Raw genomic sequence first — 20,177 nt, 5'->3', positions numbered from 1 at the left:
CTGGGGGCTTTTTTATGTGAACACCAATGCGTGCTCTATAGTTTCAATCGTGACTTGTTTATGGGTCCTTTATTACTCTTCTCTATAACCTGTACTGTGTTTAGTTAACTAAGTTGTGACCAGCACATGAGTGGTGATTCAGTCCGGGAGCTGCTTGTAAGAGAGCAGTTCTTTCCTATACTCATTATCTAGGGGAAAGAACCCTATCTTTTGGTGGTAAATCTAAAGCAGGCATGTAACTAGGGATCTAAGCTGTATCCTATTCAGCTCTGGCAAGGAGTGTATTCATGGCCAAATCACGGGCAAAACAAAAGGACGTAGAGGCCCCTGTTAAAGGCAATGGAGGTGATCCTGAATCTCGGTTACGAGATATTCAAAATTTGCTCTTTGGCGAGCAGCAATCCCATCTAGAAGACGTCATCGCCGAGTTTCGCGCAGCAAGTGACTTTCGTTTTAATCAGTTGGAAAAACAACTCCATGATACGGTTAAAGAGCTTAAGAAAGAACTTGAGAAGCATGTTCGGACGCTTAATAAGCGGATTGACAGTGATGGCGATAAGCAAAGTAATCGTTCAGCATGTATTGAAGGTGAGCTCGGTGACCTGGATTCGCGCTTAGAGCAATTTAAAGCGGAAACCGAGTCTGCCCATCAGGCTGCGGAAAATCAGCTCTTTGCAGAGCTTCGCCAGTTAACTGAAGCGATGAACGAGCATTTTGCTGCTTTGGAAAACTCGGTGCAGGAAAATACCGATGAGCTTCGCCACAGTAAAACGGATAGATCTGCTTTATCGACTTTGTTAAAGCAGATGGCCCAACAAATAGACGATCTTTAGGTGAGCAATGGCAAGCGACTCCACGCCTCAGCCTCCCTGCGAGTCACCCAAGCCTAGCTCGCCGTCAGAAAACACTACCCTGACTGACTGTGACAACGACTATCTTCGCCTTAGATCCCTTTTATTAGGTGATGAGTTCGAAGATGTTCTCAAACAGCAATTACAAGATAGATCGGGTATTGAGCGTGTTTCAGCCATTATCAGTGAGGCTATTGCATTACGATCGGCCCAAGATGATTCCATGGGAAAAACCCTGGCTCCCCTTGTCAATACAGCCATTGAGCGCTCAATTGAACGCAACCCTTCCCGTATTACCGATGTTATTTTTCCCATTTTAGGTCCGGCAATTCGTAAAGCTGTAGCGGCTGCCCTGAGTAATATGGTGCAAACGCTCAATACTCTACTGGAGCAAAGTTTAAGTCCTCGAGCACTCAGTTGGCGCATTAACGCGTGGCGCAGTGGCATGACCTATGCCCAATATGTAATTGCCAGAACTGTCCTATATCGTGTTGAGCAGGTGTTTCTCATTCACCGTGATACCGGTCTGCTTATTCATTCTATTGCTGCTGAGGGTATTACTGCGGAGGACCCTGATTTAGTCTCGGCGATGCTGACAGCCATTAGCGACTTTGTCAGTGATTCTTTTGTTAATGCATCGGCAGACTCTCTTGATGGTATTCGAGTGGGGGAGTTGTCGGTGTTAATCGCAGCGGGCCCATCCGCTGTTTTGGCGTTGGCGATTCAAGGTACGCCTACCGATGATGTACGCTCACAACTGGATGCTTGCTGTGAAGATATCCATCGTGTTTTCAATTCACTATTAAAGGAATTTAACGGAGATCGTGATTCCCTGTTATCTGTAGACCCATATCTTCAGCAATGTTTGTTAAGCCAATCAAAGGATGATTTACCAGAAAAGGGGCGTCCATGGTTTGGTTTGATTATCGTTGGCTTGGTCGTGATAGGGGTAATGATTAAATCTATAAGTTGGTTTCTTATCGAGCGGGATGTGAACAGTTTTACTCATTTTATCTCGCAGCTACCGGGATTTGTCCTGATACGTGAAGAGCTGCAAGGCAATCAGTTGAGTGTTCATGTCTTGCAGGAGAATGGTCGGCCTCCATTAACGGATAGCTTCAGCGCTGAACAGTACAAGTACATAGATATACATGTAGAGGCAACACCAATTCATATTGGAGAGCTGCCAAATAATGATCCTACCGCTAATGAATTGCGTGAGAAGATTATAGACAGTATTAATAAAACCGCACTTTACTTTCAGCCCAAGAGCGATGTGTTTACAGAACATTCTCTGGCAGCATTGTCAGATTTGATGGGACTGATTGCTCGCCTGCGAGAAAGCATTAAGCAAGATCAAACTATGGATATTCAGGTTATGGTGCTAGGTTTTGCAGATCCTACAGGCAGTCGTTCGGTCAATGAAAAGGTCAGTCAACTAAGGGCCGATAGGGTTAGGGAATTACTTATGGAAAATGGAATGGCAGATGACGCGGTAATTGCCTGGGGCGTTGGATCTCGTGATCTGAAGCATGTCCCTGCAAGCGAACAACGCAGAGTTCAGTTGTTTGTCAAAGCATATAGGATCAACCGAGAAAATATTTGAGGTTAGATCGTGTCCAAGATATCGAAAAAAGTGTGTATGTTGGGCCCCTTTGCTGTGGGGAAGACAAGCTTGGTTAGGCGCTTTGTTGAGAGTATTTTCAGTGATAAATACCACACCACAATAGGAGTGAAAATCAGTAAGCGTGTGGTCAATCTTCACGATATGGAAATACTCAATATGATTTGGGATGTTGAGGGGACAGATGACTTCACATCACTGAAACCCAGTCATCTACGTGGAGCGGCAGGTATACTTCTGGTTGTCGATGGAACAAGGCCAAAAAGTGTAGAAGGTGCAAAAGAATTAAAGCTCATGATTGACGAACATCTGGGGAAGGTGCCTCTGCTGTTGCTGGTGAATAAATGTGATTTACGGGATGAATGGAAGATTCAGGGTGGTCAGTTTGATAACTTTATTGATGATGACAATGTTATTCATACTAGCGCCAAAACGGGGGAAAATGTCGAATCTGCTTTTACCCGATTAAACCTGAAGATGATGGATGCTAAAGCGCAGGAAGAATAGCTATGTCCGAAATCTCCACCGTGCTTAATGTGCTCGGAATTGTTGCCTTTGAAAAAACAACGGAAGGTAATTTTAGCCTGCTCCATGATCAGCCCGACTGGTTTACCCTGCTGTATTCAAACGCTATAGGCCAATCACAATCCCAGACACAAGGTGCGACAGAGTTTGATCTGGCGCTAGCATTCCCCTATGTCGAGAATTTCTTGGAAGACGCATGTGAAGTCTGGAATAAAGATACATCAGAGCAAATACTATCTGGAATCTGGACTGAAACCCTCCCTGGCGATGATGACATGCAGCTTGAAGCTCGAGCATGTAAGCATGGATCCTCAGCATTGCTGATCATTGAAAATAAAACCGCTAGTTTTGCAGAGCAGCATGCTGTTTATCAAAAGGCTCGAAATATTGCATTAACCAATGAGCGGTTGTTGTCTGAGCTTAACAGTCGCCAGCGCCAGCTTCAGAGTGAACTGGAGCGTAACATACATCAGAGAATGTCCCTTGAGTATGTTTCAGATGCCATACAACGTGATACCTCGGCGGTCATGATTTGCCAGCCTGATGGCAATGTTGAAATCATGAATAAAGCCTTAGTAGATATTTACCAAATGGATGATTGCGAATCTTTAAGAAGCCAGTCTTTATTGGATAAATGGTTAAAAGAAGCACAGGAGACATACCCCGAAATAAACCGAGTACTCAAAGCGGGAGCCTATTGGGAGGGCGAATTTGAAAGTCTGGATTCTAGGCAGCGGTCTCGATGGATACGCTTGACCATCGGTCCTGTTCGAAATGATAGTGGCGATGTGCAGCATTATGTCTGTGTTGCTAATGATATCAGTGAGTTTCGGAGTGTAGGAAGCACTTCCTCTGACAATCTCGTTGATTATGACTTTACTACTCACTTGCCCAATCGCCGGCATTTTTGGAAACACCTTAAAAACGTTATCGAAACCGTCGGAGAGGCGGCAGTAGGGATAGCGATTTTATACATTGATTTGGATTATTTTAAACGGGTGAATGACAGACTAGGTCATAGCTCGGGGGATTTCCTCTTGAGTACCATTGCTTCTCGTATAGCTCGGGGGGTTAAATCTAATGATTATGTAGCTCACTTGGGGGGGGATGAATTTGTCGTTATTGCACAATACATAAATAATGCTGAAGATGGCGTGAGGCTTGCGGAGAGAATCTTGTCTGTCATTAAGGAACCCCTGGCCTTGAGTGGAGAATCCTTCTGTATCACAGCGAGTATAGGAATATCCTACAGTACCGCAGGTTCCATAAGTGCAAGTGACATGCTTAAGAATGCCGATTTAGCCATGTACTCGGCTAAAGAGCTGGGGCGTAATCAAGTACGGCTGTTTACAGAAACGTTAAGTGATACAAGACCGCGCCGATTACAGCGGGAGCATGAAATTCAAGACGCTATAGATCAGGATCAATTCCTGTTGTTGATGCAGCCGCAAATAAGCATCCATGAAGAATCCTTATTCCGTGTAGAAGCATTAATCCGTTGGCAGCACCCGCAGGAGGGTATGCTATCGCCACTAGAGTTTATTCCAATAGCTGAAGATTGTGGGCTTATTATCCCCTTGGGACGTTGGGTGCTACGCTACGCTTGCACAGTAGGGTTGCAGCTTTTAGAACAGGGGATTCCACTGTTCATGGCGGTAAATGTATCAACCAAACAACTCAACTCCCCTGATTTTCTTGAGGATGTTCGCAGTGCGCTGGAAAAAACGGGGTATCCTGCGACCAATTTGGAATTGGAGATTACAGAAAGTAGCTTTTTGGAAGATATGGATGGTGCTATTGCTAAACTGCAAACCCTAAGAAATATGGGTATTTCCATTTCTTTGGATGACTTTGGAACAGGGTTTTCATCGCTTCATTATCTACGTAAGCTTCCCATCGATTATTTGAAAATTGATCGGTCTTTTATAAGTACGTTAGATGAAGACCGCGAAAGCAAGGCGATAACGGCCTCGGTGATTAAACTGGCTCATACGCTCAATATAAAAGTTATTGCTGAGGGCGTCGAGCAAGCCTCCCAGCTTGCTCTTTTAACTCAATGGAATTGTGATTTGGCTCAAGGGTTCTATTTTCATCGCCCGTTAAGTGTCCAGGCGATTGAAGAACTTTACTATACTAAGTACCGCGCCAACTAATCAGTTTGTCCCTATCCTTATCAATTGATATCGAGTGTAAGCGGCAACCGCTTCATAACGGCTTCAGTCACCTCATAAACTATCAGTTGATCAATTTCACCCTGAGCCCACATACCGGCGACACGACGTTTGGTTTGATCAGAGGGGACACCAAACTCATCACCAAAAGGGTCCAGCTTGCCAATTTCTTTGCCTTCACTGTTGAGGGCATAGATGGCAACCAGAGCAGATTCATCGCCGTTGATGCTATAGGTCTGGCGATTACCGTCGAGTTTTATAAGTTGCAGATCAAAGCCTGACAGCTTGGTGTTTTCGCCAAGCTGTAGAGCGGGAATACTTGTTGCCTTAATTTGCGTGGGCAGCGCCAGGTTTAAATCGCCATTAAGTGAAACAAGTTTTGTGTCTTTGACCTTCTCGTAAGTAACATCATCCAGCAGATATTTAATATCGACTGAGCCTGCCAGATAGCCTTCTTCACGCATGGCCTCATCGCTCAGGGATAGATTCCAGCCGCCTTTGTAGTCGAGCGTAATAGGACTTACCCAGGGTGTACCGGTTGGCTTTATCTGCTCGCCATTATCAAAAGTCAAGGAATGGGTTGTGAGGTTCAGGCGACCACTGGCTTTAAGCAGTGAACGGATAAAGGGCAGGTTGACGACCATATGGCTATTGAAGCGTCGCTCTGGGCCAAATCGCTGCAGTTCAGGTTTGAACAGGTAGGTTTGTATGGGGCCGGAGCGGGTGTTTGCTACGGGTTGCCCTAACCAGGAATTAAACTGATCCTGTGGATAATTTTTTTGGCTGAGTTGCACGACCTGTTTCCAGTCAGCCATATCGTAAGCAACGGGAGGCTTATGCTCGGGACTGAAGCTATTGGTATTGCTTGGTGGGCTTAGGTCGGTAATATTAAATGTATACTCTTGAGCCTGTCGCTGCGTGGCGTAGGTGACTTCTACCGCACTGACCTGGCCTTGATAACTGGCATTGTGCGAACGCGGTCCGCTACCGATAGCACCAAAAGAGCTGCTACCACTACCTGATAGATACTGTCCCTTGGCGTTTAACCCTCTGACATTCAACAGTGGTTGCTTGGCTCCACTAACCAGGTAGCTGATGTTATTGCCTGCAATTTCCTTGATACGCAAATAAGCGCCTTGGGTTTTGACAATTGCTTGGTTGATGGGAGCGGTAAATCGTTGCGTTTCAATTTGCGTGGCAATATTAAGGCTTACGCGACCTTTAATGCTGGCAATATCGGCAATTTTAGCGCCGGGCTTCAGGCGAATTTTTTTGCTGGCTTTTAGCTCGCCTTTGCCGAAACTATCCGTTAGGACAACGGGATCGCTGTTGATGTATTTACCACAGGTGGCGGGGTCCATCAGTGATTCACCGTTGGCATTGGTAATGTCATCAATATGCAGTTGGCTAGCACTGGCAAATGAACTTGAGGCTGTATTGGGAATGCCGGATGTAACCGCTTCCAGACTTATTTCCTGAATATCGTCGACGCTATGGTGGAGTTCAGTGATACGGATAGCTACCGGGCCTTGTTGCCAGTGAATTGTCTGGTTGTAGGTATTTTCGAAGGCTGGAAGTTTTGCCAGGCTGGCAGGAGTAATGGACTGATAGGTCTTGGGATTCTCTTCCAGTTTTTCAGGGGGGATTTCACTTTTACTGTTGCTGCTGGACATTGAGAAGAGGGAACCCAGGCCTTCTTCAACCGTTTGTTTGATTTGATCGGTAAGCTGGTTATCGATGCTAAACGCCAAATTTAAGTTTTCAGATTCACGCTTGATATCGAGATTATTAATAATGGCGCTAAAGAGTTCTGAACTTTGATTATTTTGTTTTGCAGCCAACAGACCGGCATTCAGTGATGCCTCAGAGGTAGTTAACCACTGTTGGTCTTGACTAATGACGGTAGCGTCAATAACCGCCTTAGGGGGTATGGCCGTGCCAGCCAGCCCCATAAAGATACCATCTACCGAGGGGAGGGCGCTACGTAGGCCACTGAAAAACAGCACAGCTCCCAGGCTGTCATATTTATCGAGGTGTTCTGGCTGTAAAACGCCAACGCTAACCAGGTGGTCATTTCTGTATTTGATCCATTCGCTGTTAGTTTGTGTCAGGTTGGCTGGTGGATTATTAATGGCATCAACCAGCTCCAGTACTTTTTTGTCCTTACTGATAACAATAAAGCCTTGGCCGAATGCTAGCGCCTGAGAAGGTGTGTATTCACAGGTTTCCCGAATTTGCTGGGTAAATTCATAGTAGGTTTTGCCGTTGTGGCTTCGGTTGGTGACTTCATAATGTTGCTGCAGAAATGCAAGAATCTGTTGTTGATTGAAATCACCGATGAGAATGTTGTTGAGATAGGCTTTGGCTTTTCCTTCGGTTTGATCCATGGCAAGAGAGAAAACCACTTGGTGCAGCGATTGGCGTAGATCTACACCTGCGTTCAGCAGTTTGCCAAGTAAGCCGTCGGCATCGGGATCTGGCAATATTTCTTCGCTGTTAAAGCCTTTTACCAATTGTTCTATCTCGACCAATTTATCGATATTGGCGTGGCCAATGGCAATGGTGTTGTCGTTAAGTAACACGGCTTCTGCGGTTTTTACTTGCTGAGGTACAGAGTAATCCAGTAATGACTGGCTGTAGAACCACAAACCAGCTCCGATGGCGACAATAACAGCCAAACAGATGGCTGCACCATAGACCAGTGGATTGCGTTTTTTGGGAGTAGCAGGCGGAATGGTTTCCGGTTGTTGCGATGATGCTTGAGTCTCTGGGGCAGCTTCAGCCTCAGCTTCTGATTCCGATTCTGACTTAGGTGTAACAACGGCTTCGGTAGGGGCGGCTGTTGCTTCCGCTTCCAGTGCCCGAATTTCGGTTATCAGACCCGCTTGTGCCAGTCGTGCACTAAAATCCTTGGCTTGTTCATGGCTGAGGTTGCGTTTGATACGAACGGATTTGCCGGCAAAGAAATGGGCTTCAATTTTGGCGGGTGTTAGTCCGGTGATTTTCTGAAGGACTTCGACAGCCTCTTGCTGCGAGACGCCTTCGGCCAGTTCGCCGTGAAAATAAATATCGTATTGCATCAGCCCCATCCTTATCCTTGGCTTAACATAGGTGACTAATGTTAATCCAATTGTTGGAGCTTGGTAAGTGTACAAGCATGTGGGGGCTGACCTTAGAGTCAGTCCCCACATAAAAGCAATGGCTAGATTTTACAGCTCAACGCTAACGGCATTGGACGCCTTGATCGCCTTTTCAGTAGCCGCCTCAACCGTGTCAGCTCTTGCCATCACCACACCCATGCGACGTTGCCCGGCGACTTCCGGTTTACCGAACAAACGCAATTGAGTGTCAGGCTCTGCTAATACTGCGCCTAAATTGCCAAAAGTGGCTTGCTGAGAATGACCTTCTACCAGAATAACGCTGGAAGCACTGGGGCCATGTTGTTTGATATTGGGAATGGGCAAACCCAGAATGGCGCGCGCGTGCAGGGCAAATTCAGACAGATCCTGGGAGATCAGGGTGACTAAACCGGTATCGTGTGGGCGTGGTGAAACCTCACTGAAGTACACTTCATCCCCTTTAATAAACAGCTCGACGCCAAAGATGCCGCGACCACCTAATGCCTCAGTAACTTTTTGGGCGATGTCCTGTGACTTGGCCAGTGCTGTTTCACTCATCGCTTGTGGCTGCCAGGATTCGCGATAGTCGCCACTTTGCTGGCGGTGGCCAATAGGTTCACAGAAAGAGGTGCCGCCCTGGTGGCGAACGGTCAGCAGGGTGATTTCATAATCGAAATCGACAAAGCCTTCGATAATCACTTTGCCCTTACCTGCGCGGCCGCCTTCCTGAGCATAATCCCAAGCTGCTTCCACTTGGGATTCCTCAGTAATGGTGGATTGACCTTTGCCGGATGAACTCATAATAGGCTTGACCACACAAGGAATGCCTATGGCGTCGATGGCAGCCAGGAAGTCCGCTTTATTATCGGCAAAGCGGTAGGGCGATGTGGCGATACCCAGGTCCTCTGCCGCCAGGCAGCGGATGCCTTCACGGTTCATCGTTAGCTGTGTTGCTTTGGCCGTAGGGATAACGGTAAAACCTTCCTGCTCCATGGCCACCAGGGTATCGGTGGCGATGGCTTCAATTTCTGGCACGATTAGATCCGGCTTCTCTTCGCGGATCACCGCTTCAAGCGCTTCGCCATCCAGCATGGAGATAACATGGGAGCGATGAGCAACTTGCATGGCCGGTGAGTTTGCATAGCGGTCGACGACTACAACCTCTACCCCCAAACGCTGTAGCTCAATAACAACTTCTTTGCCTAATTCACCGCCGCCGCAAAACAGGACTTTGGTGGCGGTTGTTGATAAGGGGGTGCCGATAGTTGTCATAGGGATCCTCATAGGCTGCAAATACTGATTTGGGGGGAGGATAAACCTTTATCTGGTTTCGTTCTACAGCAATATTCGGAGAAAGTAGCGGCAGAACGGAAGTCATGGCGTAGTGGGTTAAATTTGAACGAAGGTACGACTTCCATTCGGTTTTTACTGGATTTAACGTGGGAATGCACGCGCCAAGCGATCAAACTGGATTGCTTGAGATATCTCTTCAGCAAACGTCTCTGAACTTAATTTGGCCAATAGGGCAAACGCAGACTGATAACTCACCGGGCCACCGTTTGAGGTGATCACTCGGTTATCAACAACAATATTCTGATCATACTGAACGTCAACCTTGGGATAAGCTCTGGCCAGTGATTTTTCGCCGCCTGCCCACGTGGTGGCCTTTTTACCGTCCAGCAAACCCGCTTCCGCTAACAAAAAGGCGCCGGAGCAGTTGCTGGCCATCCAGGAAGCCGTACGCCCCTGAGTTGTAATGAAGCGGATTAATTCGGTGTTGCTGATGTAGTCATCCATCTCATAGGCGCTTGGCAGTATTAACACGTCCAGCTGCAAGTCATCATAGATGGTGTTGTTTGCCACAACTTGTAGGCCTTCCTCAGAGGTGATCTTATGTTCACGGGTGGCCGAGACCAGAATCACCTCATAGGAAGAAAACCAGGCTTTGCGGCTGGCAGCACCGAACACTTCGAGTGGTGCGGTGACATCACTGGTGAGAAAGCCCGGGAAAACCAGAACACCAATTTTTTCTGTCGCAGCTTGAGCTGTGTGGGTAGAAAGCAGTGTTATCAATAACGCATACCTTATAAAGAAGGTTATAGGTTTCATTTTTTATCCTCTAGCTAATGTGATGGCGTTGTTCACATTATTGCCTGAAGTGTGGAGGATCGAATTGTAAATTTGCGTCAGTTTACAGAGGAGGAATTATCGCGCTTCAACAGCCATTTCTTGCCGAGCGACTTTATCTTGTTGCTGTTCTTTGTAGTTGCCGGGAGTGAGCCCCACCAGCTGGCGGAAGTGGCGATTGAAATGTGCCTGATCGAAATAGCCGCACTGGATGGCTACCTCTGTAAGGGGGAGCTCGGGGTTGGATTTGATTAGGTAGCGTGCCTGCTTAATGCGACGTAACATTTTGAATTTGTTGGGCGTTATCCCTGTTTGCTGTCTAAACAGGCGTTCAAAACGACGGCGACTAATGCCTTGGCCTTCCAAGTCTTCAGGTATGTCGGTTTCAAAGCGCAGTAATCGGGGCCACAGATGTTGCACCGGACCATTGTCTTGTCGCAGGTGGGAGTAGTTTTCCAGCCATTGTTCGAAACATTGAATACGAGTTTGTGTATCGTTGTCCAGCATTGCCTGGAACAGGGAGTCGCATGGAGGTAAGGCTAATTCGGAGACCGCCTGATCTCCCTCGCCCTTATGCGTTTCACAGTCCAGCCCTAATAAGGCATAGATGCCTCCCGGGAAAAATCTCACACCAAAGCGTTCTACCTTGCCTGAAAATGTTGTGTGGATAAGTTTTTGTGTAGCGTTAAACCAGATACCTTTATCGGCGTTATCTTCGAACGTAAAGGTGAGAGAACTGCCGCCATCGGGGTAGTAGGTTTCGGTTGTGGGCTCGTGTAGATCTGCGCTTATTGCCCAATAGTGATCAATCCAATCTGAATAGGCTGGCGCTGGTGAAAAGGTGGTATAACCCAGGTGTAGAAGTTCACGAATAGTGGTGTCGGACGATATGCCAGGAGGTTTTATCATCTTGGTTAACGGCTCGTGCAGAAAGGCATTTATTAAGCTGAGTTAGACTGGACATATTATCTTACTGGCCTGGAAACTGATATTAGGGATGATGGATGTGCCCCTAATATCAGTAGTCGTTAGCAGTATGTTAGTTACTGGCTGGCAATTTCTGCCGTGGTTTCTTTTGCCGGACTAAATGCCAGATACAGCAATGGCCCAATGCAGCCTAAGGTTAAGGTTAACAACACCCAGGGCACCGGATTGCGCCCACTCTGACGTGCATCTGGCACCATCCAGCACATCACCAATAGCAGGGCAATCACCAGATCGGTAAACACCTGCCAGCCGGCCGGGCTGTGGATATGGTATTCAAATATACCCAGATAACCGACTTCAAGCACGGAGTAAACAGTTAAAAAACTGAAGGGAATCAATAAGATAATTGCAAGCATACGGATATTCATAGCGGTCAGACCCTGTTGTGAAATGTCGTATTCAGTCTGATCCTGCTTGTGAATAGCCGCAATTACCTCAGATGTAATAGCCGTGAATAAGTTTAATCTGCCACAATACAGACCATGCCCTTGATTCTGACAGGAGATGGATTATGACATCCGCCATGGCTGCCCAGAACTTCCCCAGTGTTTTCCGTGAATGGCGAGCCTTTCGCAAGTTATCCCAGTTGGATTTAGCCCTGGCGGCAGATGTCTCCCAACGCCATGTCAGTTGGTTGGAAACCGGCCGTAGTCAGCCCAGTCGTGAAATGGTGGTACGTTTATCAGAAGCCATGCAGGTGCCTCTGCGGGAGCGCAATGTGTTATTGCAAGCGGCAGGTTTTGCACCGATGTATCGCGAGTCGGATTTGGATGAACCTGCTATGAAACCGGTTTACGATGCTTTAAGCCAAATGCTCAAGCACCATGATCCTTTGCCCGCTATTGTGGTGGATCGCTTCTGGAATGTGAAAATGAAAAATCAGGCGGCTGATTTGATGTTGAGTCTGGGTGGTGATATCGAGGCCATGCAGGCGAGTATCGGTACCAACAGTGATGAAATTAATTTGGCGTTACTGACGGTTCACCCCGAAGGTATGCGCCCCTTTATCTCCAATTGGGATCAGGCGGCGCCCTTGTTTATCCAGCGCTTAAAGCGTGAAGCGGATGGTGATCCTGATATACGGGATCGTATGGCCGCGATTATTGAACTGGCGGGACCGATGCCAGATATAGCGCTACAGGCTGAAGGCTTATTACCGGTGTTGCCATTGGAGTTAAACGTTAACGGTTTGGAGTTAAGTTTGTTTTCCGTGATGTCCACCTTTGGAACGCCGATGGATATCACTACTGATGAGTTGCGTATTGAAAGTTTTTATCCTGCCGATACCGCAACAGAAGCATTTTTCAAAAGCATGTCAGCATAAAATCAAAAGAGGGGAGTATTTCCCCTCTTGCCGATAATTTACTTAAGAGGTCGAAACTTAAGGTCGAGAATGTTGATCACATGTGCGGGCTCTGATAGTTGAGTGATACCGCCCCATTCACTACGAGTGCTGTGAGGTGGCACAGTCACTTTCCAATCAAAGTTTTTATGGCTCATATCACCACTAACGCGCCCGTTCAGGATAAATTCAATGGGTAAATCGGACTGGTTTTCGATACTGAGGCTAATTTTGTAATTATCACCAAGCAGATGTTTAGAATGCCACTTCATTTCCCATTTTGCTGGTGGTGCTGTATTCATACACACTCGTTCGGGCTTCGGCATGGTATCGTCGAAATTGGTATGCCCACATTCCTTTCGAATAAACCACGGATTCTCTTCCGGTTGAGAAGCTCCAGAGGAGCTCGTTTTGTTCATCACAATGGTGCAGTTATTACGAGATGCATCAAATTTTCCACCTTTGGCCTCACAAGCCGTTTTCTGTGAGGTAAGGTTAGTAGGCTGAGGAGTACTCTTAGCTGCATAAGTCTGCGAGCTAGTTTTTTTCTGCTGTTGTCTAATTTGTTTTGTTTTTTCCTCAATTTGCCGCTGCAGGCGCTGTAATGATACTTGGTTTACCACAATATTGTTGATGGCTTTATGGGACTGCTGAAAGGTTTGATGTACTTCGTCAAAACTCGATGATGTGGAGCTTGCAGCTTTTATCACTCGGCCCCATTGAGCTTTATAATGCTCTTCCTGGCCACGTTCTTGGGCGCGTTGAGCGTCATCGCGCATTTCATCCATTTCTCTGAAGGGTAAACTATAGAGAGATGCTAAACGGTCTACAGATGTTTTGTGCTTGTTTGAGCGAGTACGAATTTCGTTCTTAACCGCTTGTTTTTGTAGTGGGTTTTCAAAGATGGCTAGGGCTTTTGATTCTACACTCTCATAGTCTCGACACACAGTCCCTTTGTATTTGCTGACTATTGGAGTAATTTGATCTCGAGTATTTTCGCAGGCCTTGGATCTGCCGAATTCACGGTAGCGACCATTTTCGGTCATATATTCACAGTCAAATTTTCTGGCTTTGCGATACAGTGATTTATGCGCGATGCAATTAGCTTTGGCTTTACCTAATTCAGTTATCAAAGTCTCCATATCCTTGGAAGTCTGGATCAGGTTTTGTACAACTGTCTTGGCTTCCTGTTGCTTTCGTCTCTGTTCTACTTGGGCTCGTTGACGACGCTGTTCAGCTATGCGGGCCTGTTGTCTTTCTTTTTCCTCCTTTTGTGCCAGGAGTTTGGAGCTATTTAGTTCTTTATCGGCGCGTTTTGTGGCCGTTTGTCGTGCGCGCTTTTTAGGTGTTAATTCGGACGGTAACTCGCTTACGAATTGTTTGTAGGGTTGGGTGTTTAAGCGGTAGCTCAGCACAAAGTCTCTGACTGATGGCGAGACGTAGGGCTGTGCGTTGATCATGGCCTGGCGCTGATCCTTATACAGGGCATGTAAACCACCGGCGCTGCTGATCAGTGTTAGAGGTTCTCCGCCGTTTAATGCCTTGGCAACCGGCGGTTGTTTTTTACCATCGCGTGCGTATATATCAGCACCAGCCTCTATCAGCTGAGCGATGCAAGTGGTGCAGTTATATTCTGCGGCCAAATGCAGTGGGGTTTCACCCAGCATGGTTTTTTGATTTGGGTTGGCACCGGCATCGAGCAGCGCTTTTACAAAGGCCGGTTTTACTTGCTGTACTGCAAAGTGCAGCGGGGCTTTCATGCTGGGGTTCGCATGGGAACTGGCACTGCGGTTGTAATGTATATCCGCTCCGCCCTTAATCATTAGGTTGATCGTTTTACTGGCTTCAGCAGCATTAGGGGAGGTGTTTGCAATATAGTCACTAATGGCAGAATCGTAACCCCAGTCAGCGGGTTTGAAACTAACACCTTGATGCACCATAAATTCCAGTGCGACAAGGTTACGATTTGGAGAGGTGGTCCAGCACTTAGCGATAGGTGCGCCATTGATATGATTCCAGACTACATTGTGCTGGGTTAGCAATTTAATGCTCTCAAGCTTGCCTACTTGTAAGGCCTGGCAAAGTGGTACTGAAGGCATACCGTGCCACGCAGACGTTTCAATTGTTGCTGAAACTGCATTGGGGTTTGCGCCGCCTTCCAGTAGGGCTTGTACCATATCGTTACGGCCCATTTGCACCGCCCGCATCAGTGGCGATACCACGCGGGGATTGAGACCATTGGGATTGTACTTAACTTCCATCAGGCCTTTTACTTTTGCCAGATCGCCATCCTTGATCGCGTAATCCAGAGGGGAGTGTCCGGCAAAGGAGGGCATATTGGGAAGGGTTCTACAGGCGGAAAACAATAGGCAAAGTAAACCTATCAATGCGATTCGCAAGACTGACATCGTGATAAATCCCTTAATACAAAAGTCTGAGAGCAGGGAGTTTATCGTGCTATAGGGGAAATTCAATGACAGTCTCTAATGACTGTGTAGTCGAAGAGTGAGTTTCCTTAATTGAGAACCCGCAGATGCGGGTTCTGATCTTTTTAAGTTAACTGCGATCGCTAAACACCGGCGTACGCTTTTCCAAAAACGCCATCATGCCTTCCTGGTTTTCACTGCTACCCATGGTGTTGAGTACTGCTTCGCGTTCCATACGCAGGGATTCTTCCTGCGACATATCCGAGCCTTTAATAATCACCGGCATTATTTCGCTCATGGCCAGTGGTGGGAAGTTGGTGGCCAGTTCCAGTCCCAGTTCAATGGCGCGTTCTTTGAGTTTGTCGTTATCCACAACTTCATTGACCAGGCCAATGCGATAGGCTTCCGGGCCATCAATTTTTTTCGCGCGCAAGATCATATCCAGTGCGTGCATACGGCCAACAATACGGGTCAGGCGAGCACTGCCACCCCAGGCGGGAACGGTGCCCAGATCCATTTCCGGCAGGCCAATTTTACACCCCTCTTTGGCGGCCAGGCGGAAGTGGCAGGCCATGGGAAGTTCCAGACCGCCGCCGAGGCAATAACCGAATAGGGTGGCAATAACGGGTTTGCCCAGGTTTTCAATGGCAGATAACACGCGCAGGCGTTGATCGAACAGGGCGCTGAGGGCAGCTTGATCGCCAGCTTTGCCAATCAGCTGTTTCAGGTTCATACCGGCGGAGAAGTTATCGCTGCCTTCTGAGGTAAACAGTATGGCGCGTACGCTATGGTCAGCTTTGAGTTTAGGCAGCAGGGCTTCCAGTTCGTCCATAAACTCCATGCTCATCATATTCCAGGGCGCGTCGTTGATGGAGATGATGGTAAGGCCTTTCTCTTTGCTCACCAGGAATGGACTATTGCTGCTTTGGTCTTGGGTGCTGGCTTCGGACATATCGGCCTCCTTAGGGCGCTTTTAAAGTGGTTACAGATAAGATATTTTTATATGAGTGGCTAATCAATTTAGTAATAATTAGCTTTGGTTAAGTAATTCTTATCTATTGGCTGGTTTGAGGAGCGTGGATAGTGAGTCAGCATAGGGCACCGCCGATACAGTGGCTGGTGGTATTTGACGCGGTGGCGTCAACGCTAAGCTTCAAAAAGGCAGCAGATCAGTTACATGTGTCGCCACCTGCGGTCAGCCAGCAGATCAAGTCTCTGGAAGACTGGCTGGGGGAGCCTCTGTTTGAGCGACATGCTCGGCGTATCAGCCTGACAGCTGCGGGCAGTTATTATCAGGACGTAAGCCATAAGATTGTTCGGGCTCACAAGCAGGGCTATCAGGAGTTTTTGCGACGTTTTCAAAGCCGTTCATTACATGTCAGCGCGCCCCTGTATATTGCTCAGGAACTGATGATTCCCCATTACCTGACGTTTAAGGACTACCTGCCCGAGACAGAACTGCGTATTGAGGCCAGAAGTTCCTATGTGGATTTTGATATCGAACCCTTGGATGCCGCCATCCGGTTTGGCAATGGTGACTGGCCTGAACTCAATTGCAGGCCTTTATGTAACATTGCGTTGTCCCCTGTGTGCAGCCCGGAGTATGCCCGTACCCATAGGTTGGAGAGCCTTACAGATTTACATGCCCAACAGTTAATATCGCCAACCGCTGATTTGGCGCAGTGGCGTTTACTGCTAGGCGAGTCCGCCAGCCAGGAGGCCGACATATTAATTTGTGACTCCTATTTAGCGGCCCTCAAAGCGGCATCGGAAGGTTTGGGGGTGACATTGGCACTGCTGCCAAGTACCAATGCCTGGATTGACGATGGACGGCTGGTGTTACCTTTTGATATCAAGATACCCACCGTATCAGGCTACTGGCTGGTTGCACCTAAACGGTCTCAGCGTGGGGACTCCCTGGAAGCCTTGTATCAATGGGCCTGCTCGCTGTTTGATGATCTGGGTGATGTAGACCAACGCTTGACGGAGATTTCTATCCCAATCTCGGGTGATACTGACAGCTAGTTGTCAGTAGGACGAGAAGACAATACCGCCATCTTCGACAACGGATTTTGGATTAACAACTATCATGGCAGAACCTTTAAAAAACAGTTACAACCGCGCTTATATCACCCGCTTGGCAAAAGCGCTGAAACAGCACCATCCTAAGTTCGATAGCAAGGCATTCTCGAAAGCCGTGTTTGATAAACAATGGCAGGAACGAGAACTAAAAGCCCGCATGTCCCATATTCGCGGCTGTATTTACGATTGCCTCGATTTACCCTATGAAGATGCGTTAACCGTGTTATTACCGGCGGCGGAAAGTTTTGGTGGTTATGAGGCCATGTTTTTCCCGGAGTATGTTGAGGTTTATGGGCAGGGGCATTGGGATGCCTCGATGCAAGCGCTGGAGGTGTTAACCCAGTATTCCAGTTCTGAATTTGCCGTACGGCCTTTTATTGAAATGGATACCCAACGCATGATGGGGCAAATGATGAGCTGGGCTCAACATGACAATGAACATGTGCGGCGTTTGGCCAGTGAAGGCTGTCGACCAAGGCTGCCCTGGGCCAAGGCTTTGCCAGCATTTAAACAAGATCCGGCTCTTATCGTGCCGGTACTGACACAATTGCGTTGTGATCCTTCTCTGTATGTCAGGCGCAGTGTAGCTAATAACCTCAATGATATAGCCAAGGATAACCCTGAAGTTACCCTGGACTGGATGCAGCAGTATTTTGGCGATAACGAACTTACCGATTGGATTATCAAACACGGTTGTCGCACCTTGTTAAAACAGGCACATCCTGAGGCTTTAAGCCTATTTGGTTATGGCGATGTCTCGGCGATCAAGGTCGCCAGTTTTACAGTTGATACGCCCAGCTTGCGTGAAGGTGAAGACCTGGCGTTTTCCTTCGATATAAAGCGTCGAGGCGGCGAGTTGGGGAAATTGCGCATTGAGTACGGTATCGATTATCAAAAAGCCAATGGCAGCTTGTCACGCAAAGTGTTTAAAGTAGCAGAAGGGCAGTACAATGCCTCCAACCTGAGTTTTCAGCGTCGCCAGAGTTTTCGCCCGATGACAACACGCAAACACTATCCGGGTACACACAGAGTAGCCTTACTGGTGAATGGTGTGGAATTGGCGCTTGAGGAGTTTGAGCTGGCAGCAGTTGGACAGTAGGGTTTTGCGAAATTTAAAAAGGTTTAGATATTGCCCATGGGCAAAACACAACGGCATTTTCAAATAGTTCAAACCCTTCGCAGTCGTAAACGTGTTACGGCGCAGCAGCTGGCTGAAACACTGGAGGTTTCAGTTCGTACCGTCTATCGCGACATACAGCAGCTGTTGCTAAGTGGTGTGCCCATTAATGGTGAGCCCGGCACGGGTTATTGGCTGGAGGCTGGTTTTGATTTTCCACCCTTGATGTTTACCGAAGAGGAGTTGGAAGCCCTGGTAATAGGTATGCGTTTGACCCAGCAGTGTACCGATAAACATTTGAGTGAAGCGGCTACCACCTTACTGGCAAAAGTGGAGCATGTGCTGCCTAAGCGGCTTGTGGAGACATTAAATTCTTCCGCTCTGGATGTGCCTTACCCTTTATTGAATAAAGATGTAGACAATATTATTACATTGTTGCGACGTGCCATTGCTCGCAAGCAAAGGGTTGAATTTGCTTATGCCGATGAAAAAGGACAGTCGAGTGAGCGACGGGTACGACCCTTGGAGCTGAGCTTTTGGGGCAAGGTTTGGACGCTGACTTCCTGGTGTGAGTTACGGGATGATTTTCGGAATTTTCGCCTTGATCGGATCGATAACTTGGAGTTGACTGGGCAGTATTTTCTGGAAGAACCCGATAAAAGCCTGGAGGCTTATTATCGAGTTTTGCAGGCTGAGGGGCATTGTAAGGAGTAACCTTGGATAAGCCGGAGTTTACCCTACGTTAACTTTCCATATGCTCCGCAAACAGATCATCATAACCCCCATGCCAACGTGACAATGGTGGACGATTCTCAGCAATATCCTGCGCTCCCCAAAGAATACGCTTGCGATCCATCTCTTCAGTTACTTCGCCATCCGGGCAAACAATATAAAAATCTTCCTGTTTTAATCGCTGCAGGAAGTAATCAATCGTTTGTTCCGGCGTCCAGGCAAAGCCGGGTTTTTCTGGCAGGAATTTACTGACCATTTCTGAATAGACAAAACCCGGCACCAACAGATGGGCGCTGACATGGTTGCCCGGTTGGTTTCGCAAGTCATGTTGCAGAGTTTCAGTTATGGCTTTAACGGCGGCTTTGGAGACGTTGTATGCCGGGCTGCCAGGAGGGCAGGTGATACCTTGTTTGGAGCCGGTGTTGATAATCATCGCCGGTGTGTTTTGAGCGAGCAGTGAGGGCGTGAAAATATGTACGCCGTTAATCACCCCCTGCACATTAACATCCAGCACTTTCTGCCAGGCATCCAGGTTCCCCCAGCTAGTACTCATGGCAATAATACCGGCGTTATTCATCAATACATCAAGCTGACCGAATCTGTCATAAACCGTATCGTGCAGCGCCTGTACCTGGTCTGCCTGGGTGACATCGGTTTTTACCGTAAGGATATCCTCCAGGCCGTTGGTACACAGTTCGGCGAGCTTGACCGCAGTATTTTCCAGGCGCTTTTCATCAAGGTCGGCCAGGCAGAGCTTTAAACCCATCTCTGCATAACGCTGAGCGGCGGCGAAACCTATGCCGGACGCTCCGCCAGTAATAACGGCCACATTTCCGGGCTTGAAAACTGCATCAAATTTGCTGGTCATAATGAGATTTCCTTATGCTGGAAGAGCTATTGGTAATAATTATCGAAGGCAGAGCTGTGGTTACCTTAGTTTATTCTCTGTGAAGGCAATACAGATGAGGATAGCTTTTTCGGGATGGATTCTGGTCATTTTCGCTAAGTCTCGGTATCCCGTATTAACCCTGTTAATTTTATGGAATTGATTCTGCTGTTATCTGACGCCGTTTT

The 20,177-nt window shown here is 47.6% G+C and carries 16 protein-coding genes; 8 read left to right on the top strand and 8 right to left on the bottom strand.

Annotation, left to right across the window (positions count from 1 at the left end):
• The first annotated feature begins 287 nt into the window (after positions 1 to 287).
• The 4 genes from ACGHZ6_RS16690 to ACGHZ6_RS16675 are packed head-to-tail and all read left to right on the top strand — an operon-like array spanning position 288 to position 5,153.
• On the top strand, positions 288 to 833 hold the full coding sequence (locus ACGHZ6_RS16690) for a hypothetical protein (RefSeq protein ID WP_390615133.1): 546 nt from the start codon (positions 288 to 290) through the stop codon (positions 831 to 833).
• Between the two features lie 7 nt (positions 834 to 840).
• Entirely contained in the window at positions 841 to 2,457 is a 1,617-nt protein-coding gene (locus ACGHZ6_RS16685) for an OmpA family protein (RefSeq protein WP_390615132.1), read from the top strand.
• 9 nt (positions 2,458 to 2,466) lie between these two features.
• Positions 2,467 to 2,982, top strand: coding sequence for a Rab family GTPase (locus ACGHZ6_RS16680; RefSeq protein ID WP_390615131.1), 516 nt, complete (start codon positions 2,467 to 2,469; stop codon positions 2,980 to 2,982).
• Positions 2,983 to 2,984: 2 nt separating this feature from the next.
• Positions 2,985 to 5,153: a putative bifunctional diguanylate cyclase/phosphodiesterase gene (locus ACGHZ6_RS16675; protein ID WP_390615130.1), complete on the top strand. Its 2,169-nt coding sequence runs from the start codon at positions 2,985 to 2,987 to the stop codon at positions 5,151 to 5,153.
• Positions 5,154 to 5,173: 20 nt separating this feature from the next.
• On the opposite strand, the gene ACGHZ6_RS16670 is transcribed toward ACGHZ6_RS16675, so the two are convergent.
• From ACGHZ6_RS16670 to ACGHZ6_RS16650, 5 genes are all read right to left on the bottom strand, one after another.
• Complete coding sequence (locus ACGHZ6_RS16670) at positions 5,174 to 8,251, bottom strand: hypothetical protein (protein WP_390615129.1); 3,078 nt, start codon at positions 8,249 to 8,251, stop codon at positions 5,174 to 5,176.
• Positions 8,252 to 8,380: 129 nt separating this feature from the next.
• Entirely contained in the window at positions 8,381 to 9,562 is a 1,182-nt protein-coding gene (purT, locus tag ACGHZ6_RS16665; RefSeq protein ID WP_390615128.1) for a formate-dependent phosphoribosylglycinamide formyltransferase, read from the bottom strand.
• A 162-nt stretch (positions 9,563 to 9,724) separates the two neighbouring features.
• The gene (locus ACGHZ6_RS16660; RefSeq protein WP_390615127.1) at positions 9,725 to 10,399 is read right to left on the bottom strand and encodes a DJ-1/PfpI family protein; all 675 of its coding nucleotides are present in this window, start codon (positions 10,397 to 10,399) and stop codon (positions 9,725 to 9,727) included.
• Positions 10,400 to 10,495: 96 nt separating this feature from the next.
• Entirely contained in the window at positions 10,496 to 11,326 is an 831-nt protein-coding gene (locus ACGHZ6_RS16655) for a helix-turn-helix domain-containing protein (RefSeq protein WP_390615126.1), read from the bottom strand.
• A gap of 134 nt (positions 11,327 to 11,460) precedes the next feature.
• Positions 11,461 to 11,772: a hypothetical protein gene (locus tag ACGHZ6_RS16650; protein ID WP_390615125.1), complete on the bottom strand. Its 312-nt coding sequence runs from the start codon at positions 11,770 to 11,772 to the stop codon at positions 11,461 to 11,463.
• A gap of 143 nt (positions 11,773 to 11,915) precedes the next feature.
• On the opposite strand from ACGHZ6_RS16650, the gene ACGHZ6_RS16645 reads away from it, so the two are divergent.
• A complete protein-coding gene (locus tag ACGHZ6_RS16645) occupies positions 11,916 to 12,728 on the top strand; it encodes a helix-turn-helix domain-containing protein (protein ID WP_390615124.1) in 813 nt (270 codons plus the stop codon).
• Between the two features lie 38 nt (positions 12,729 to 12,766).
• Here the strand turns inward: ACGHZ6_RS16645 and ACGHZ6_RS16640 are convergent, their stop codons facing one another.
• Together ACGHZ6_RS16640 and ACGHZ6_RS16635 are read right to left on the bottom strand one after the other, a co-directional pair.
• A complete protein-coding gene (locus ACGHZ6_RS16640; RefSeq protein ID WP_390615123.1) occupies positions 12,767 to 15,154 on the bottom strand; it encodes an ankyrin repeat domain-containing protein in 2,388 nt (795 codons plus the stop codon).
• Positions 15,155 to 15,302: 148 nt separating this feature from the next.
• Positions 15,303 to 16,124: an enoyl-CoA hydratase/isomerase family protein gene (locus ACGHZ6_RS16635; protein ID WP_390615122.1), complete on the bottom strand. Its 822-nt coding sequence runs from the start codon at positions 16,122 to 16,124 to the stop codon at positions 15,303 to 15,305.
• 131 nt (positions 16,125 to 16,255) lie between these two features.
• On the opposite strand from ACGHZ6_RS16635, the gene ACGHZ6_RS16630 reads away from it, so the two are divergent.
• From ACGHZ6_RS16630 to ACGHZ6_RS16620, 3 genes are all read left to right on the top strand, one after another.
• Positions 16,256 to 17,197, top strand: a complete 942-nt coding sequence (locus ACGHZ6_RS16630) for a LysR family transcriptional regulator (RefSeq protein WP_390615121.1) — start codon at positions 16,256 to 16,258, stop codon at positions 17,195 to 17,197.
• Between the two features lie 64 nt (positions 17,198 to 17,261).
• Positions 17,262 to 18,353 (top strand): hypothetical protein, encoded by a 1,092-nt coding sequence (locus ACGHZ6_RS16625; protein WP_390615120.1) that lies wholly within the window; start codon positions 17,262 to 17,264, stop codon positions 18,351 to 18,353.
• Between the two features lie 36 nt (positions 18,354 to 18,389).
• A complete protein-coding gene (locus ACGHZ6_RS16620; RefSeq protein ID WP_390615119.1) occupies positions 18,390 to 19,085 on the top strand; it encodes a helix-turn-helix transcriptional regulator in 696 nt (231 codons plus the stop codon).
• A gap of 28 nt (positions 19,086 to 19,113) precedes the next feature.
• On the opposite strand, the gene ACGHZ6_RS16615 is transcribed toward ACGHZ6_RS16620, so the two are convergent.
• Complete coding sequence (locus tag ACGHZ6_RS16615) at positions 19,114 to 19,971, bottom strand: SDR family NAD(P)-dependent oxidoreductase (protein ID WP_390615118.1); 858 nt, start codon at positions 19,969 to 19,971, stop codon at positions 19,114 to 19,116.
• Between the last annotated feature and the right edge of the window lie 206 nt (positions 19,972 to 20,177).

It is taken from the genome of Maricurvus nonylphenolicus (genome assembly GCF_042854845.1).
Lineage (GTDB): Bacteria > Pseudomonadota > Gammaproteobacteria > Pseudomonadales > Cellvibrionaceae > Maricurvus > Maricurvus nonylphenolicus.
Note: the sequence above shows the minus strand (reverse complement) of the source record. Positions and strands in the feature narration are given on the sequence as shown.